The sequence below is a fragment of the Streptomyces sp. TP-A0356 genome, from assembly GCF_001417775.1.
Classification (GTDB): domain Bacteria; phylum Actinomycetota; class Actinomycetes; order Streptomycetales; family Streptomycetaceae; genus Streptomyces.
In genome coordinates this window covers 31,610-46,009 of sequence record NZ_BBZJ01000023.1, presented here as the reverse complement: position 1 = coordinate 46,009, position 14,400 = coordinate 31,610, and the positions used below count along the sequence as shown (strand labels likewise).

Genomic DNA, 14,400 nt, shown 5'->3' with positions numbered 1-14,400 from the left:
ACGCACCATGGACCAGGCCCTGCCCGCCAGCGGGACATACGTCTGTCACGGCATCACCTGGGCGAGCGCAGACCCCCGTCTTCTGCTCGCCCCCGTGACCGGCGGACCACTCGTCTACGCCCCGGTCATGGGCAGGCGCCTGAGTTACCAGGTGAGCGGTACCGGCCGGTGGTGCACCGGCCGGTACCGGTTCGCCGACCGCGTCCGCGTCGAGGCGGTCGCCTGCCCTGACCGGGCCCCGGCCGAGGCCGGCGGACAGTGCCCGGCCTGCGCTGGGCGGGACGACTTCCGCTTCGCCCACCGGTTCCACTCCGGCGGGCATGTTCCCGACGCCCTGGCGGCGTACATGGCCCAGCCGCACTGGCTGTACCTGGCGACGTTCGCCGACGGCACCACCAAGATCGGCACCGCGGCCGAACCCCGTAAGCGCTCCCGCCTCGACGAACAGGGTGCCCTGATCGCTACCTACCTCGCCCGGAGTGCTGACGGCCGCGCCGTGCGGTTCCTGGAGGATGCCCTCACCCGCCACCTCGGCCTGACGCAGACCGTGCGGGCCGCGGCCAAGCTGACGGCCCTGGCCGAGCTGCGCGACCTCGCCCCGGCCGGTGCCGCCCACCATCAGCACCTCAACCGCGCCACCACGGCCCTGAGCGGCCTGAACGTCCCGGCCACACCGGAGCCGTGGACGCCGCCCGGCGAAGGCGAACTGCTGCGGACGCCGAAGACCGGGCGCGCCTTGTACCCGCACGACCCACGCTCCGGTGAGCACGGGCTGACGGTGCTCTCCTGCCTCGGCTCCCAGGTCCTCGCCACCCTCGACGGTGACGGTGAACAACTGCCCTACCTGCTCGACCTCGGCACCCTCAAGGGCCGGCGCATCGTCCTCGGCGCACAGTTCTCCTCACCGCCCGCCGCCGTACAGTCCGTGCTCTTTTGACCCTGTCCGAATGCCCGGCCTGCACTGCCGGGCCGCTCTGAGAAGCGAGGCCACAGCAACATGGCACCCCAGGACGCCATCCTCGGCTGGGACGAGGACAGCAACGCCGAGGCGTACGACGCCTTCACCCGCGCCCACCCCATGTACGACGCGACCAGCCGCGACCTTGCCCGCCGAGGCCATCTGGCCAACGGCAGCCTGGTGGTCGACCTGTGCGGCGGCGCCGGCGCGACCGCCCGCGCGATCCTCGACCTGATCCCGGCCCGCGCTCGGGTCGTCTCCGTCGACAACGCCGCCGCGATGCAGCGTGTCGGTCGCCGCACCCTGACCGACGCCCGCCTGACCTGGATCACCTCCCCGGCCGAACGGCTCGCCGACCACCTGCACGCCAGCAGCGCCGACGCCGTAGTGTGCAACTCCGCGATCTGGAAGACCGACACCGCCGCAGTGTTCGCAGCCGTCGCCTACATCCTGCGCCCAGGCGGGCACTTCGTCTTCAACATCGGCGGCGGCTTCGCCGGCGTCCGGCACCCCGACGAACTGTCAACCCGCACCGAGCCTTCCCTAAACGCCCTCATCCGCCAAGTCGCCGCTGAGACCCACGGATACACCCCACCGCCGCGCGACGCGGACAGGCCACCGAAGCTGCCGCTGAAAACAGTCACCGAGCAGCTGACCGCAGCCGGACTGACGGTCGTCGGCACAGAGCTCACCGCCCAGCACAGCACCATGGCCGAGAAGAAGGCGTGGCTATCCATCCCCGTCTTCGCGCGGCCCGAAGGCGACTTCACCCACGCCCAGCGGATGCAGATCCTCGACACCGCCTACGCCATGACCACCCCCGATGCCCCGGCCGTGACGAGCTGGCTCGTCGTCGTCGCCCAACGGCCAAAGGCCGCCGCATGACTCCGGCCGCCCCGGCTCCCGGTGGCGGGGCCCGCCTCTGTGACCACGCAAGCGTCGGGGTACTGATCTCCTCCCCGAGCGGCCTGCTGGTGTTCGAGCGGGCGATTCCTCCGGCCGGAATCGCCCCGGTCGCCGGCCACGTCGACGAGCATGGCGGCCCCGAGCAGGCCGCGCGCGACGAAGTCACCGAAGAGGTCGGTCTCACCGTCACCCACCTGCACCTGCTGCTGGACCAGTGGCGGCCCAACCACTGCCACCGCGCGCCCAGCGGTCCGGTCGGCCACCACTGGTGGATCTTCCAGGCCGAGGTTTCCGGGTCGCTGTGCCCCTCGCCCCGGGAGGTCCGCGCCCCTCGGTGGATCCACCCGGCCCAGCTGCAGCAGCACGCGCTGCGGACCACCGCGCACGCCAACGGGTACCTGGACCGTGAGGAGTTCGAGCGCGAACCCGGCCTGGAGCCGGTGTGGTGCCGCTTCCTGCACGACCTTGAGCTCGTCAGCCTGCCCTCGGCCGACCTCGACCGGATCGAGGCCCTCCTGTGAACGGCGGCCAAGGGCCTACCTCAGTGGGAGCCGACCGCCCGGCCGGCTGCCAGACGGCGAGCGTGCGCACGGATCCGCTCGCGGTCCTCGGGGAAGACGCTGTCCCAGCTTGTATCCAGACGGAACCATGCCGCCGGCTGGTTCTGCTCCCCGGCGAACGGCACGTCGCGTCCCACGATCGCGGCGTAGGACAGGCCCAGCGTCGGAGACCAGTCGGCCCGGTAGGAACGCACCGCCACGGCCGCGGGCTCGGGCAGCAACTCGGTGCGCAGGCCGGTCTCCTCCAGCAGCTCTCGTGCCGCCGCCGCACGCGGCGCCTCGCCCGGCTCCACCTTGCCACCGGGCGGCACCCATCCGCGCACGCGGTGCTTGACCAGCAGGACGTGCTCGAAAGCAGGGTCGGTGACCCACACCTCGGCCGCCAGCGGCTCCATGGGATGCCGGCGGGCTTCCTCCAGCCAGGCCCGTGCACCGTCGAACTCCCATGCGGCGAGGCGGGCATCCGCAACAGCCTCGTCCAAGATCACCTGACCAACTTCACCATGACTCACCCGCCCCACCCTAGGCCGACGAACCGGGCGGACGTCGCAGCGACGAGCAGGCAGCCATACGGGGATGTCCGGCCGACCCGGTGGCCCCTTCGGGCTGCAGGGCGATCACCCGTGGCACCCGCTTCACACGAAGGAGACCAGCGTGCACGATGAGCAGCCCTCGTACCGGGGAGCCTGGGTCGTCCTCGGCGGCGTCCACCTCCTCAACCGCACCGCGCCACGGCGACCAGACGAGCCGATCGTGCTCGTACGGGTGCCACCGCAGGAGGTATGCCGGCCGGCCACCACCGTGATCGTCCGCTGGAACGCGCTGGGGCCCTGCCCGGCCGAAGCGCTGCAGCCCGGCGGCACCCGGCTCGGGGCGGCCAGGATCGACGGCGGCGAACTGTTCCCCGACGCCATCGCCGGCCCCGCCCTGCGCGGCCTGGTCGGTACCGAGGCCGCCCCCGGCCTGGTGCCGCTGTGCTACCTGGCCGAACACCCCGGCGGCGGCTACCACGCGTACGCTCAGATCCGCTTCCACCCCGAGGACGCCTGCTTCGTCCGCACCACCCGGGAACCAGTCGGCCACGGCCCGGTCGAGGAACTGCGCTGGTTCGACCCCGTGCTGACGGCGCACGCAGAGTCGAGTACGGCGCTCAACAACCATCTGCGGTACTTCCGCAAGCACTTCTCCGGCACTGAGCTGGAGATCAAGTACACCCTCGACCCGGCACCGGACATCTGGTCCGCGTCCATGGAACTGCTCAAGGCACTTCGCGACGGCAAGCTGGAAGGCTGCCGTCCGGAGTACCGGGAAGAGTTCCAGATCCACCACACCGAGAACCATCTGTTCGACGTCACCGGCCCCGAGCCCGAGATCGGCTACGCCTCCTTCATCCCCACCGTCACCGCCGGGCACGTGCTCAAGCGAAAGTGGTTCACCGAGGACGCCTTCGCCCGCCGCGAGGAACTCACCCCTGGCCTCGACATCACCCCCGACCGCTTCGAGACGTTCCTGCGCGAAGACCTGAACCTCCAGGTCCGGGCCATGCCGCCCTTCCAGCGCGTCCGCTACGACATCCAGTGCGAGTCGCTGCGCACCGGACACGTCTACGGCATCTTCCTCGACCGCTGCGCCCTCCTGGCGGCCCCCGACGTGGTGCTCTCCCAGTGCGAGCTGGAGTACCTCCGCTCACGCAGCATCCTCGACCACCACCAGGACGAGATCCTCATCGAGATGAAGCGGATCGACAGCTGGCTCTGCGAGTACCTCGCCAGTCACGGTTGGACCGCCGAGCCCACCTTCTACTCCAAGCGCAGCTTCCTTCGCGACGCCATCGCCCTCCGCCCGGACCTCGCCACGCCATGACCGACCAAGCGCCCCCCGGCAATCCCCCGCAGGAGGTACCGCAACCCACATGAGTGATCGAACACTGCATCACAGCCCGCCCCACCCGACCACACAAGGAGAGAGCCCGGTATTCGAAATCACGCTCTAGATTTCGCCCTCCTCCACCCGTTACGGCTACAGCAGGACCGCCGTTACCCGATCACCTGTCCGCATCTCGCCCCGAGGAGTCCCCATGCATCCCGTACGCCGCCCTGGACTCGTTCATCCTGCGTTCGAAAATGCCGCTACCTCCTCGGGCGGCGCCAGCCTTCGCCTCACCTCCGGTCGCGCAGCTCTGCTCGACGACGGGTCACGACCGGATACGAGGTACCTGGCATGACGCAGCCCGCACCTCTCCCGTCCTCCGTTCTCACCCATAGCTTTCGGCACGGCGGTGCCCTCGTGACCAACGGTCGGCACACCGTAGAACGCCTGGTACAGGAGGGCCGCCCGTGAGCGACTCGCCTCACCAGCTGATCGCCGACGTGGCACAGGTCCTGCTCCGTACGAACGGCGCCGCCCTGTGCGTACGCCGCGCACTGGACGCCGCCCTCGCACCGGGACAGCTCACTGTCGTGGGCGGTCACCTGGAAGTCGGTGAACCACTCGACCATGCTGCGCGACGCGAGGCCATGGAGGAGGTGGGGGTCCTTATCACTGCTGAGCAGCAGGAGTTCTGCGGGCTAATCCACCACCACGACACCGACGGTGGCCTGGACCGGATCACCGCCGTGTTCGTGGCGCAGTCGTGGACGGGTGAGCCGTACAACGCCGAGCCACACAAGCACGAAGGGCTCTTCTGGGTGCCGATGGAACGACCGTCGCCGGACTGTCACCCCTACACCGCCACCATCTTCCACATGCTCACCCACGGCCCGTCCTACCGGGCCATCAACTGGCCTGCGGGAGGCGCTCGGTGAAGAGATTCTTCGGCCCGGTCACGATGGCCGATCCGCAGGTCTCCGACGCCGAACACGAGCTGTTCGGAGGCCCCCTGCGCTACGACATGGGCTGGTCCCAGCACGAGCACGCGACCTTGGACCTGACCATGATGTCCGCGCTGCGCTCCATGCCCACACTCGTCGGCGCAACGCTGCGCATGGCGTGGCAGGCCGACCGGCGTGCTCTGCTCTCGGTCGGGGTCAGCGAGATCGGCCAAGGCATCGCCGCAGCCGCCGGCCTGCTCGCCGTCAACGCCGTCATGCACGCTCTGCTCGCCGGCAACGGCAGCGCTGCCGAGCGGCTGCACGCCCTGTTACCCGGCCTGTTGGCCGCTGCCGCTATCGGCGTCATCAACTCCGCCCTGTCCGCCTGGTCCACCTCCCGCGCAGGGCGGCTGGAGCCGAAGGTCGAGCGGATCGCGACCACGCAGTACCTGGCCGCCGCAGCCAGCGTCGAACTGGAGGCCATCGACGATCCCGATTTCCGGCGGCTCGTGGACATCGCCCAGCATGGCCCGGGTTCGGCCCGCCGCATGATCAGCGCCTGCGTCGCCGCGCTGAACGGCCTCATCTCGCTGATCACCACGGCTGGCGTCCTCGCCGTACTCCACCCCGTGCTGCTGCCCATGCTGATCCTCATCGCCGCCCCTCGCGGCTGGGGGGCCATGCGCGTGGCCCAGGAACGATACGTGTCGGTGATGAGCTGGATCGAGCACGTGCGGGCCAGCCGCCTGATCGGCAACCTGCTCACCGAACGCACCGCCGCCCAGGAAGTGCGCCTCCACGCCGTCGGCGACTTCCTCCTGAGCCGCTACGAGCAGATGGCCGAGAGCGCCGAGGCCGAACAGGAACGCCTCGCCTCCAACAAGGCCCTGACCGAGTGGGTCGCCTCCGCGCTGTCCGGTCTGGCGATGGCGGCGACCTACGGGGCCATGTTCTGGCTGATCATGGCCGGGCACATGAGCCTCGCCGTCGCCGGGACCGCCGTCATCGCGGTACGCACCGGCTCGGCGAGCCTGGGCGCGCTGGTCATGAACATCAACCAGCTCCACGAGGAGAGCCTCTACGTCCGCGACCACGGCCGCTTCCTCACCCAGGCCGCCCAGCGGACGCTGCCCGCTGGCGGTGCGCCCGTACCGGAACGCGTCAGGGAAATCGTTCTGGACCAGGTCACCTACCGCTACCCTGACCGGGACACCGCCGCCCTGGACAGCGTGTCACTGACCCTGCCCATGGGATCGGTCACCGCCGTGGTGGGTGAGAACGGCTCCGGCAAGAGCACCCTGATGAAGATCCTCTCGGGCATGCTGCTTCCCGAGGCCGGCACCCTGCGCTGGGGCGACGCGGACCTCACCGGTCTCGACCGCGCCCAGGTCTTCGAGCGCGTCTCCCTGCTCACCCAGGACTTCCAGCGCTGGCCCGTGACCGCCGCGATGAACATCCGCCTCGGCCGCCCCGACCACCCCGCTACAGACCAGGACCTCAAGCCCTCGGTCGACTACGCCGTTGCCGGCCCCGTCATCGCCAAACTCCCCGACGGCCTGCGCAGTCTGCTGGCCCGCATGTTCCGCGGCGCCATCGAACTGTCCGGCGGCGAATGGCAGAAAGTCGGCCTGGCCCGCACGCACTGGCGCAGTTCAACATCACAGGCAGACGGCGTCCTCATCGTCGACGAACCGACTTCCGCCCTCGACCCCGAAGCCGAAATCGAAGCCTTCGACCGCATCCGCCGCCTCGCCGCACCGAACCGAGCCGTCGTCCTGGTCACCCACCGCATGTCCGGCGTCCGCCACGCCGACCACATCTACGTCCTCAACAACGGACACCTCGCCGAGCACGGCACCCACGACGAACTCATCGCCGCCCGCGGTCGGTACGCCGCCATGTTCGACGCCCAGGCCGCCCAGTACGCCCCGACCGCGACCATCCCGAACCCTGCAACGCCCACCGTCTCGGACCAGGTATGACCCGCACGACCGAAAGGCCCGCCGTGACCACACGCCCCACCACGGACCTCGACGAAGCCACCGCTCTGCGCCACCAACTGGCCGACGAACTCGCCGCCGCCGGACACATCCGCACCCCCGCGGTCGACCGCGCCCTGCGCACCGTGCCCCGGCACGCCTTCGCCCCCGAAACGCCCCTCCATGCTGCGTACGCCAACGAGATCATCGCCACCCGCCACAGCGACGACGGCACCGTCATCAGCTCCATCTCCGCGCCCTGGCTGCAGGCCGACATGCTCGAAGCCGCCCGCGTCCAGCCCGGCCACCAGGCTTTGGAGATCGGCTCCGGCGGCTACAACGCTGCTCTCATCGCCGAACTCGCCGGCCCGACTGGCCACGTCACCACCCTCGACATCGACCCAGCCGTCACCGACCGGGCCACCCGCTTCCTGACCCAGGCCGGATACGGCCGCATCCGCGTGGTCACCGCGGACGCCGAGCACCTGCCTGCCGAGGTGGTGCCAGACGGCGGATTCGACGCCATCGTGGTCACCGTCGACACCTGGGATCTACCCTGGATCGACGCCCTGGCCGAGGGCGGCCGTCTCGTCGCGCCGGTGCGTCTGCACGGGTACCACTGGGCCATCAGCTTCACCAAGCACGACGGGGCCTTGCACAGCGACGAGCCGCTCATCGTCTGCGGCTTTGTCGCCATGCAGGGCGACGGCGCCTGGCACAGGAATCGCCGCACCGTCCCAGGCACCGGCGTCCACCTGTCCTGGGAAGACGGCAACCCGTTGCCCGTCGACGAACTCGCCTCAGCCCTCACCTGCGAGCCGACCGTGACGCACACCCACGTCACCGTAGGCGGCCAGGAACCCTTCGACGCCCTCACCCTCTACCTCGCCGGGGCCCTGCCGGGCTTTTGCCGCCTCTCGGCCGACTCCGACGGCGACAACGGGGTCCTGAACCCGCCGCCCAAGCACTGGCCCGGCGCCGCGATCGTCCGCGGCAACTCCCTCGCGCGACTGGCCACCGAGCGCATCGGCGACGGAGACGACGGCAAGGGCCTGTACGAGTTCGTTGTCCATGGCCACGGCACCCGAGGACACCTCGCTGCACAGGAGATGGCCGAGCAGGTCCGGCACTGGCAGCACAACCACCGCGGCGCCCTCTGCCCCCGCATCACCGCCCGACCGGTTGCCAGTTGCGCCCCGCCGACCAGAGACCACGAACTGCACGTATTTGCCAAGAAGCACACCCGCATCACCGTGGACTGGCCGATCGTTCCCGGCCCCGCTGCACTGTTCACCGGCCGAGGGAGCTGCAGCGCCGGATGAACGGCCGTACCTCCTGATCACCGCTCCCGGCCCGTGCCGAACCCATGCCCGCCCCACCGATAAGGAAGGCACCGCCAAGTGACCACTCCCGTCTCAGGTTCGGATGATGTCGCACCGCGTGCCGCCCTGTCCGCAGGGCAGCACGCCGTCCCCCGGCACACGGTGTGGGTCGGCGCCGCCGCGCTCGTCACTGACCAAGTCGGCCGCGTCCTGCTCGTTCACCCCACCTACCGCGAGGACGACCGGTGGCTGCTGCCCGGAGGAGTCGTCGAACCCGGCGAACACCCGCACGTCGCCTGCCGGCGCGAGATCACCGAGGAACTGGGCCTGACAAGCCTCCCCCTCTCGGGCGTGCTCGCCGTCCACTCCCTCTCCCCGCACCACCCGGACAGCCAGCACAGCACGCGTTTCCCCGGAGAGATCCGGTTCGTTTTCGATGGCGGAACGCTCACTCCTGACCAGGCGGAGGCCATCCGCCTCCCGCGCGAGGAGCTGTCCGAGTACGCCTTCCTGGAGACCCGGGACGCGGTGCAGCGGCTGCGCCCCGTGGACGGGCAGATCATGCTCGCCGCCTACCGTGCACGGCTCGGGAACACAGCCACCGCTCACCTCGCGGATGGCCGGCACATCCTCGACGTCCCGGTGCTGGACCGTCATGACGTGCACGTTCGCTACCGGCCTCTGTGGGAGAGCCCCTTCAACCGCGACCCCGTCCCCGAACGGCTCCCCGTGCAGCAAGCCTGGGCGTGGTGCTTCGTCCCGGACGGCCGGGTCGTCCTCTTGGCCGACCCCGGCCCGCAAGGCGCGCTGCCGATGCTGCCCGGCGGCACGGTGGAGAAGACCGACGCGACTCCCGAGGACACCCTCCGCCGGGAAGCCGCCGAGGAAGCGCAACTCGCTCTGACTGACCCGGTGCGACTGGGCTGGGTGCTGGACGAAACCGGTGAGGTCTACGGCGGGGTGGGGCCCAACGCCCGGCTCCGCTTGGCCGCCCGGGTCACCGCCGTCGGGCCGGCGGCCGTCGACCCTGCCACCGGCCACCCCTTCGCACGCCTGCTCGCCTCCCCCGCCCAAGCAGCCGCCCTGCTGGGATGGGGGCCGCCCGGAGCGCGGCAAGCCCTGCTTGCCGCTGAGACGGCCCGGGAGCGGTGGGGTCTGCCTGCCGCTCGGCCCGCTGCCATCGAGGAGATCCCTGCTGAGGGGATGCGGCTGAGCTGACACGAACGACTACCCCGCCTCCATCTGTCCCGCTTCACGCTCCTCTGAGGTAGCCGAATGCCGCTGTCACCCGACCACATCCGCACCACCGTCGAGACCTACCTCGCTCGCCACCCTCACGAGCTCGCGCAGCTTGCCTGCCTCCTGGGCGCCCTCGACCGTCCCACCGATATCGCCAGCCGCTCCACCTTCACCGGACACGTCACCTGCGGCGCGATCGTCATCGATCCGCTCGGCCGCGTCCTGCACGTGCTGCACCTGGCGAGCGGCAAAGTCCTCGCTCCCGGCGGACACACCGAGCCCGAGGACGAGTCCCTGGCAGGGGCGGCTCTTCGGGAGCTGCACGAGGAGACCGGGATCCCGCCCCAGGCCGTGGCACCGTGGCCCGGCTACGAGACTGTCCCGTTCGACATCGACATACACGACATCGACGCCCACCCGGGCAAGGGGGAACCCGGCCACCGGCACTTCGACCTCCGGTTCCTCTTCCGCCTGCAGACCGCGGCAGAGGTGCCGCTGGTACTGCAGGAAGAAGAGGTCGGCGGCATCGAATGGCGTCCCGCGCACAGGGTGGCCTCCCCCTCCCTGCGCCAAAAGCTGCTCAAGCTCCCGCCCGGAACCGGACCGGCGACCGCCAACGCCTCGGCCCTGATCTACAACGACCGTGGCGAGTACCTGCTCCACCTGCGCGACTACTTCCCCGGCCGGATCTGGGAGCCGGGGATGTGGTCACTGCTGGGTGGCGGCCGAGAGCCCCAGGACGCCACCCTGGAGCACACTGTGCGGCGCGAACTGGCCGAGGAAGCCGACCTCCACATCGCCGACCTGACCCCGTTCGGCATCGAGGAAGCAACCGACGACGCCGGCGTGACCGTACCCATCGCCATCTACGCCGGCCGCTGGAACGGTGACCCCCGCGAACTCCACCTGACGGAAGGGGTGATGCTGGCCTGGTTCGCCCCCGACGACCTCCACCGCCTCCGCATCGCAGACACCACCAGCGCCCTCGTACGGCGCCACGCCACCAGCCGCCCGGCCGGCGCATCCCGCACCACGTCGCAGAGCGGGCCCGCATCGCACGAGGGGTGCCGCCCGGCCGCTCCGCACGGCACGGTTCCCAACATCATCGGCGTTCACCTCTACCTGGAACGGCCTGACGGGACGGTGCTGCTCGGGCTGCGCCACCCCGACTCCAACTTCGCGCCTTCCACCTGGCACGTCCTGGCCGGCCACTGCGAGCAGGAGAGCGCCATTACCTGCCTGATCAGAGAGGCATGGGAGGAGGCCGGTCTGCGCATCGAACGACAGGACGTCGAACTCGTCCACGTCGTCCACCACATCGACCGGGCCGGGGGCCGGCCCCGCATGGGCCTGTTCTTCCGCGCTCGGACCTGGGGCGGCGAGCCGGAACTACGCGAGCCGGACAAGTGCACCCAGTGGAAGTTCTGGGATCCGGCCGCCCTCCCCGAGGACCTCGTCCCCTATACCAGGGTCGCCATCGAGGGCATCCGGGCCGACCGCTCCTACTCCGAAACGGGCTGGGTGTGAACATGGCCGCTTCCATGCACCCGGACCTCCCGCCCGAGGAAGTGCGGCAGCTCGCCGAAACAAGCAGTGGGCTACATCGCCAGCTGGTCGGACACCTCCGCGGCCCGCGAGAGCAGCCGGGTGTGACGGGCCGACGGAGCAGGGGGCGGGACATGGTCCACCCTGAAGATTCCGTCACGGAGCAACCCCCGTTCACCTTCCATGGGCCGCTGAACGCAACGAACCACACCGCATCTATCGGAGGCATGTGTGCCTGACGACACCCAACAGGCGATCCCAGCCGTACCGAGTCCGGCGGCCAGAGAGGAACGGCAAGAGCACCACATGCGCCTGCTCCCTCGGTACTACCGCCTAGTGGAAGCAGGCCGCAAGACGATCGAAGTGAGGGTGGCCACCCCGCGGAAGCGCGCCGTTGCCGTCGGCGACACGGTCGTCTTCCACGACCGCGACACCGGCCGCGAGCTCGACGTCATCGTGCAGCGGATCACCCCGTACCCCTCCTTCGAGGATCTGCTCAGTTCAGAGGACCCCGCGCGCATCGACCCGAACGGGCCGCCCGGAGAACTGCTCGCCAACCTGCGAAGCATCTACCCGCCAGCCAAGGAGGGCCTCGGCGTCCTCGCCTTCGCATTCGACCACCGCCCTGCGCGGCCAGGCCGACCGATGCCGATGACGCCCGCGCAGTACGCGCACACCGTCCCCCACCACACGGTGTACGGCTGCCTGTACATCCGCGACGAACACGACCGGCCGGTTCAACTGCGCTCGGTCTACGGCTCGCGCCTCTGGCAGTTCCCGGGCGGCAACCTGGACGCCCAAGGAGAGGACCCGCTGCAAACCGCTCGCCGCGAAGCAGTCGAAGAGACCGGCCTCGAACTGGGCCTGGATACGCCGAAGCTTCTCCTCACGCACTTCCTGCACGCCGGGCCCCGCCTGCCGCTGAACAAGGTAGGGCTCATCTTCGACGGAGGGCGGCTGACCGCAGAGCAGCTCGGTCGGATCCGACTCGATCCCGCCGAGCACGACATGTGGGCCGTGCACGACCTCGCCACCTGGCAGGGACTGATGGCGCCGCGCGCCTTCGCCCGCCTCGACGCCATCGAACAGGCCCGTCGTGGCGAAGGCCCCGCCTACCTCACCACGCACACCTGATCCCCAGCGCACCCACCCAGGAGGCAATCGTGGCCGCCGAGGACACCAACACACGGGCCTGGCATATGTATGGGCAGCGACAACTGGCTCGCGCCTACACCCCGCCCGTCCCCGACCAGCTCACCTGGACGCCTTGGGAAGGGGTCGGACCGGGAGCAGAAGTCCTCGGTGACGTCACCGGCCGCCGCGTCCTGGACATCGGTTCGGGAGCTGGCCACCACGCCGTCCATCTCGCCCAGGCGCACGGAGCCCGCGTCACCGGAATCGAGCTGTCCCCGACCCAGCACGAACGCGCCATCTCCGCCCACACGAACGTGGAGGGCGTGGAGTTCGTCCAAGGAGACGTGGCCGAGTACCTGGCTGGCACCGCGCCGTTCGACGCCGCATACGCGATCGGGACGCTCGGGTTCATCGATCCGCACCGCTCCCTGCCCGCGCTGCGCGACGGACTGCGCCCCGGTGCCCCTCTGATCCTCTCGCTCCTCCACACCGACTTGCACGGCCGCGGCCCGTCCACGGAGGTGGCGCCGCGCGAGCAGATGATCCTGCTGCGCGACGATCCGCCCCTGCCGACGCAGATGTGGGTCCTGTCACCGCAGCTTTGGGAGGACCTGCTCACCGAGTACGGCTTCCGCGTCGAGGCCATCGACCTGCTGCCTCACCCCGACGAGGGCGCCACGGTTATCCAGCAGCTCATCCACGCCCGGCGCCTTCCCGACCGGCCGGCGCGAGTCTCCAGCCGGCCCCGCAGCACCCGAGCGCCAGCAGCCCACGCAGCTGTCGGCGTCGGAGCGATCCTGCTGAGCGAACAGGGCATTCTGCTGGGCCGACACCGACGCGGCACCCTCGAACTGCCCGGTGGGAGTGTGGAGGCCGGGGAATCCTTCGAGGACGCGGTGATCCGAGAACTCGGCGAGGAAACCGGTCTGGTCGCTCGGACCGGCGACGTCCAGCTCCTGGGCACGCTGGTCGACCACGTCGAAGGTGTCCTGCGGGTCACCGTCGGCGCACTCGTCCACGCCTGGCAGGGGCAGCCGACCACGCAGCCGGACGAAAGCGTCGGCGACTGGGCTTGGCACCCGCTCGATCAGCTGCCCGACGGCCTGTTCGTGTGCAGCGCCCAGATCCTCACCGCATGGCGGCCCGACCTGGCCATCGACCACTCGCCAGCGCACTTCACGCATTTCGCATCCGGACCAGCGGCCACGCCTGGCGACGGCCTGGCCTGACCGCCGACACCGACGTACACCTGTCGCGCCGCTCCTCTTTTAGCGTCGAAGGAGACGTAGTTGAAGATCGTGCTGATGTCCGACCCTCGGGTCGCCGCCATCCCTGTCCAGGAATGCGGCGAGGAACTCATCGACACACGGGCGTCCGGCCTGTTTCTCGTCGATCAACGCAAGCAGCACCCCGGCGGCCACTTCGCGCACCTGCGGCACGGGCTCATCGAGCGCCTGGAACACGCCCAGCGACTGCTCCCCACTGAGTTCCGCCTGCTCATCGTCGAGGGGTACCGGCCTCCGGCGCTCCAGCGGGCGTACTTCGAGGAGTACGCGACCGAGCTGCGTCGCGGAAACCCCGACTGGAGCGACAGCCGCGTCCACGAGGCCGCAAGCCGCTACGTCTCCCCACCGGAGATCGCGCCGCACAGCGCCGGCGCGGCCGTCGACCTGACCCTCGCGGCCTCGGACGGCCAGGAGGTGGACATGGGGACGAGGATGAACGCCTCCCCAGAGGAAAGCGACGGCGCCTGCTACACCCGCGCGAACTCGATCAGCGGCGCTGCCCGGGCCCATCGCGACACGCTCTGCCGCGTCATGTCAGCCGCCGGTTTTGTGAACTATCCAACGGAGTGGTGGCATTTCAGCTATGGAGACCGATACTGGGCCCTCCACACCGGCCAGGCAGCCGCGGTCTACGGACCACGCGACCGCACGTAAGCAGCAG

The 14,400-nt window shown here is 70.1% G+C and carries 13 protein-coding genes; 12 read left to right on the top strand and 1 reads right to left on the bottom strand.

The annotated features are described in order from the left end of the window. Positions 1–7: 7 nt before the first annotated feature. Genes ASC56_RS24495 through ASC56_RS24485 form a run of 3 tightly spaced genes read left to right on the top strand, consistent with a single transcriptional unit; the run spans position 8 to position 2,385 of the window. Positions 8–937, top strand: a complete 930-nt coding sequence (locus tag ASC56_RS24495) for a DUF2797 domain-containing protein (protein WP_055493690.1) — start codon at positions 8–10, stop codon at positions 935–937. A gap of 60 nt (positions 938–997) precedes the next feature. After that, positions 998–1,843: a class I SAM-dependent methyltransferase gene (locus ASC56_RS24490; RefSeq protein ID WP_055493689.1), complete on the top strand. Its 846-nt coding sequence runs from the start codon at positions 998–1,000 to the stop codon at positions 1,841–1,843. Continuing rightward, positions 1,840–2,385: an NUDIX domain-containing protein gene (locus ASC56_RS24485; RefSeq protein WP_055493688.1), complete on the top strand. Its 546-nt coding sequence runs from the start codon at positions 1,840–1,842 to the stop codon at positions 2,383–2,385. The genes ASC56_RS24490 and ASC56_RS24485 overlap by 4 nt, the downstream gene beginning before the upstream one ends. A 20-nt stretch (positions 2,386–2,405) precedes the next feature. On the opposite strand, the gene ASC56_RS24480 is transcribed toward ASC56_RS24485, so the two are convergent. Beyond that, complete coding sequence (locus ASC56_RS24480) at positions 2,406–2,906, bottom strand: NUDIX domain-containing protein (protein ID WP_055493859.1); 501 nt, start codon at positions 2,904–2,906, stop codon at positions 2,406–2,408. A gap of 172 nt (positions 2,907–3,078) precedes the next feature. Here ASC56_RS24480 and ASC56_RS24475 point away from each other — a divergent pair, with 172 nt between their 5' ends. From ASC56_RS24475 to ASC56_RS24435, 9 genes are all read left to right on the top strand, one after another. Continuing rightward, positions 3,079–4,287, top strand: a complete 1,209-nt coding sequence (locus ASC56_RS24475; protein ID WP_055493858.1) for a hypothetical protein — start codon at positions 3,079–3,081, stop codon at positions 4,285–4,287. A gap of 473 nt (positions 4,288–4,760) precedes the next feature. Continuing rightward, the gene (locus ASC56_RS24470) at positions 4,761–5,228 is read left to right on the top strand and encodes an NUDIX domain-containing protein (RefSeq protein WP_055493687.1); all 468 of its coding nucleotides are present in this window, start codon (positions 4,761–4,763) and stop codon (positions 5,226–5,228) included. Continuing rightward, a complete protein-coding gene (locus tag ASC56_RS24465) occupies positions 5,225–7,216 on the top strand; it encodes an ABC transporter ATP-binding protein (protein ID WP_079102683.1) in 1,992 nt (663 codons plus the stop codon). The genes ASC56_RS24470 and ASC56_RS24465 overlap by 4 nt, the downstream gene beginning before the upstream one ends. A gap of 23 nt (positions 7,217–7,239) precedes the next feature. After that, a complete protein-coding gene (gene fxlM, locus ASC56_RS24460; protein WP_234377042.1) occupies positions 7,240–8,535 on the top strand; it encodes a methyltransferase, FxLD system in 1,296 nt (431 codons plus the stop codon). A gap of 78 nt (positions 8,536–8,613) precedes the next feature. Next, positions 8,614–9,753 (top strand): NUDIX hydrolase, encoded by a 1,140-nt coding sequence (locus ASC56_RS24455; RefSeq protein WP_055493685.1) that lies wholly within the window; start codon positions 8,614–8,616, stop codon positions 9,751–9,753. 57 nt (positions 9,754–9,810) lie between these two features. After that, positions 9,811–11,301, top strand: coding sequence for an NUDIX domain-containing protein (locus ASC56_RS24450; RefSeq protein WP_055493684.1), 1,491 nt, complete (start codon positions 9,811–9,813; stop codon positions 11,299–11,301). 324 nt (positions 11,302–11,625) lie between these two features. Further along, a complete protein-coding gene (locus ASC56_RS24445) occupies positions 11,626–12,453 on the top strand; it encodes an NUDIX domain-containing protein (protein ID WP_055493683.1) in 828 nt (275 codons plus the stop codon). Between the two features lie 29 nt (positions 12,454–12,482). After that, complete coding sequence (locus tag ASC56_RS24440) at positions 12,483–13,682, top strand: bifunctional class I SAM-dependent methyltransferase/NUDIX hydrolase (RefSeq protein ID WP_055493682.1); 1,200 nt, start codon at positions 12,483–12,485, stop codon at positions 13,680–13,682. 75 nt (positions 13,683–13,757) lie between these two features. Beyond that, positions 13,758–14,393 carry a M15 family metallopeptidase gene (locus ASC56_RS24435; protein WP_055493856.1) on the top strand — a complete coding sequence of 212 codons (636 nt, stop codon included), beginning with the start codon at positions 13,758–13,760 and terminating at the stop codon, positions 14,391–14,393. Positions 14,394–14,400: the final 7 nt, after the last annotated feature.

Bases quoted from the DNA above. Each gene is read 5' to 3' on its own strand.
- ASC56_RS24450 (WP_055493684.1), top strand. From the start codon at position 9,811: ATGCCGCTGTCACCCGACCACATCCGCACCACCGTCGAGACCTACCTC.
- ASC56_RS24495 (WP_055493690.1), top strand. From the start codon at position 8: ATGGACCAGGCCCTGCCCGCCAGCGGGACATACGTCTGTCACGGCATC.
- ASC56_RS24490 (WP_055493689.1), top strand. From the start codon at position 998: ATGGCACCCCAGGACGCCATCCTCGGCTGGGACGAGGACAGCAACGCC.
- ASC56_RS24445 (WP_055493683.1), top strand. From the start codon at position 11,626: ATGCGCCTGCTCCCTCGGTACTACCGCCTAGTGGAAGCAGGCCGCAAG.
- ASC56_RS24435 (WP_055493856.1), top strand. From the start codon at position 13,758: ATGTCCGACCCTCGGGTCGCCGCCATCCCTGTCCAGGAATGCGGCGAG.
- ASC56_RS24485 (WP_055493688.1), top strand. From the start codon at position 1,840: ATGACTCCGGCCGCCCCGGCTCCCGGTGGCGGGGCCCGCCTCTGTGAC.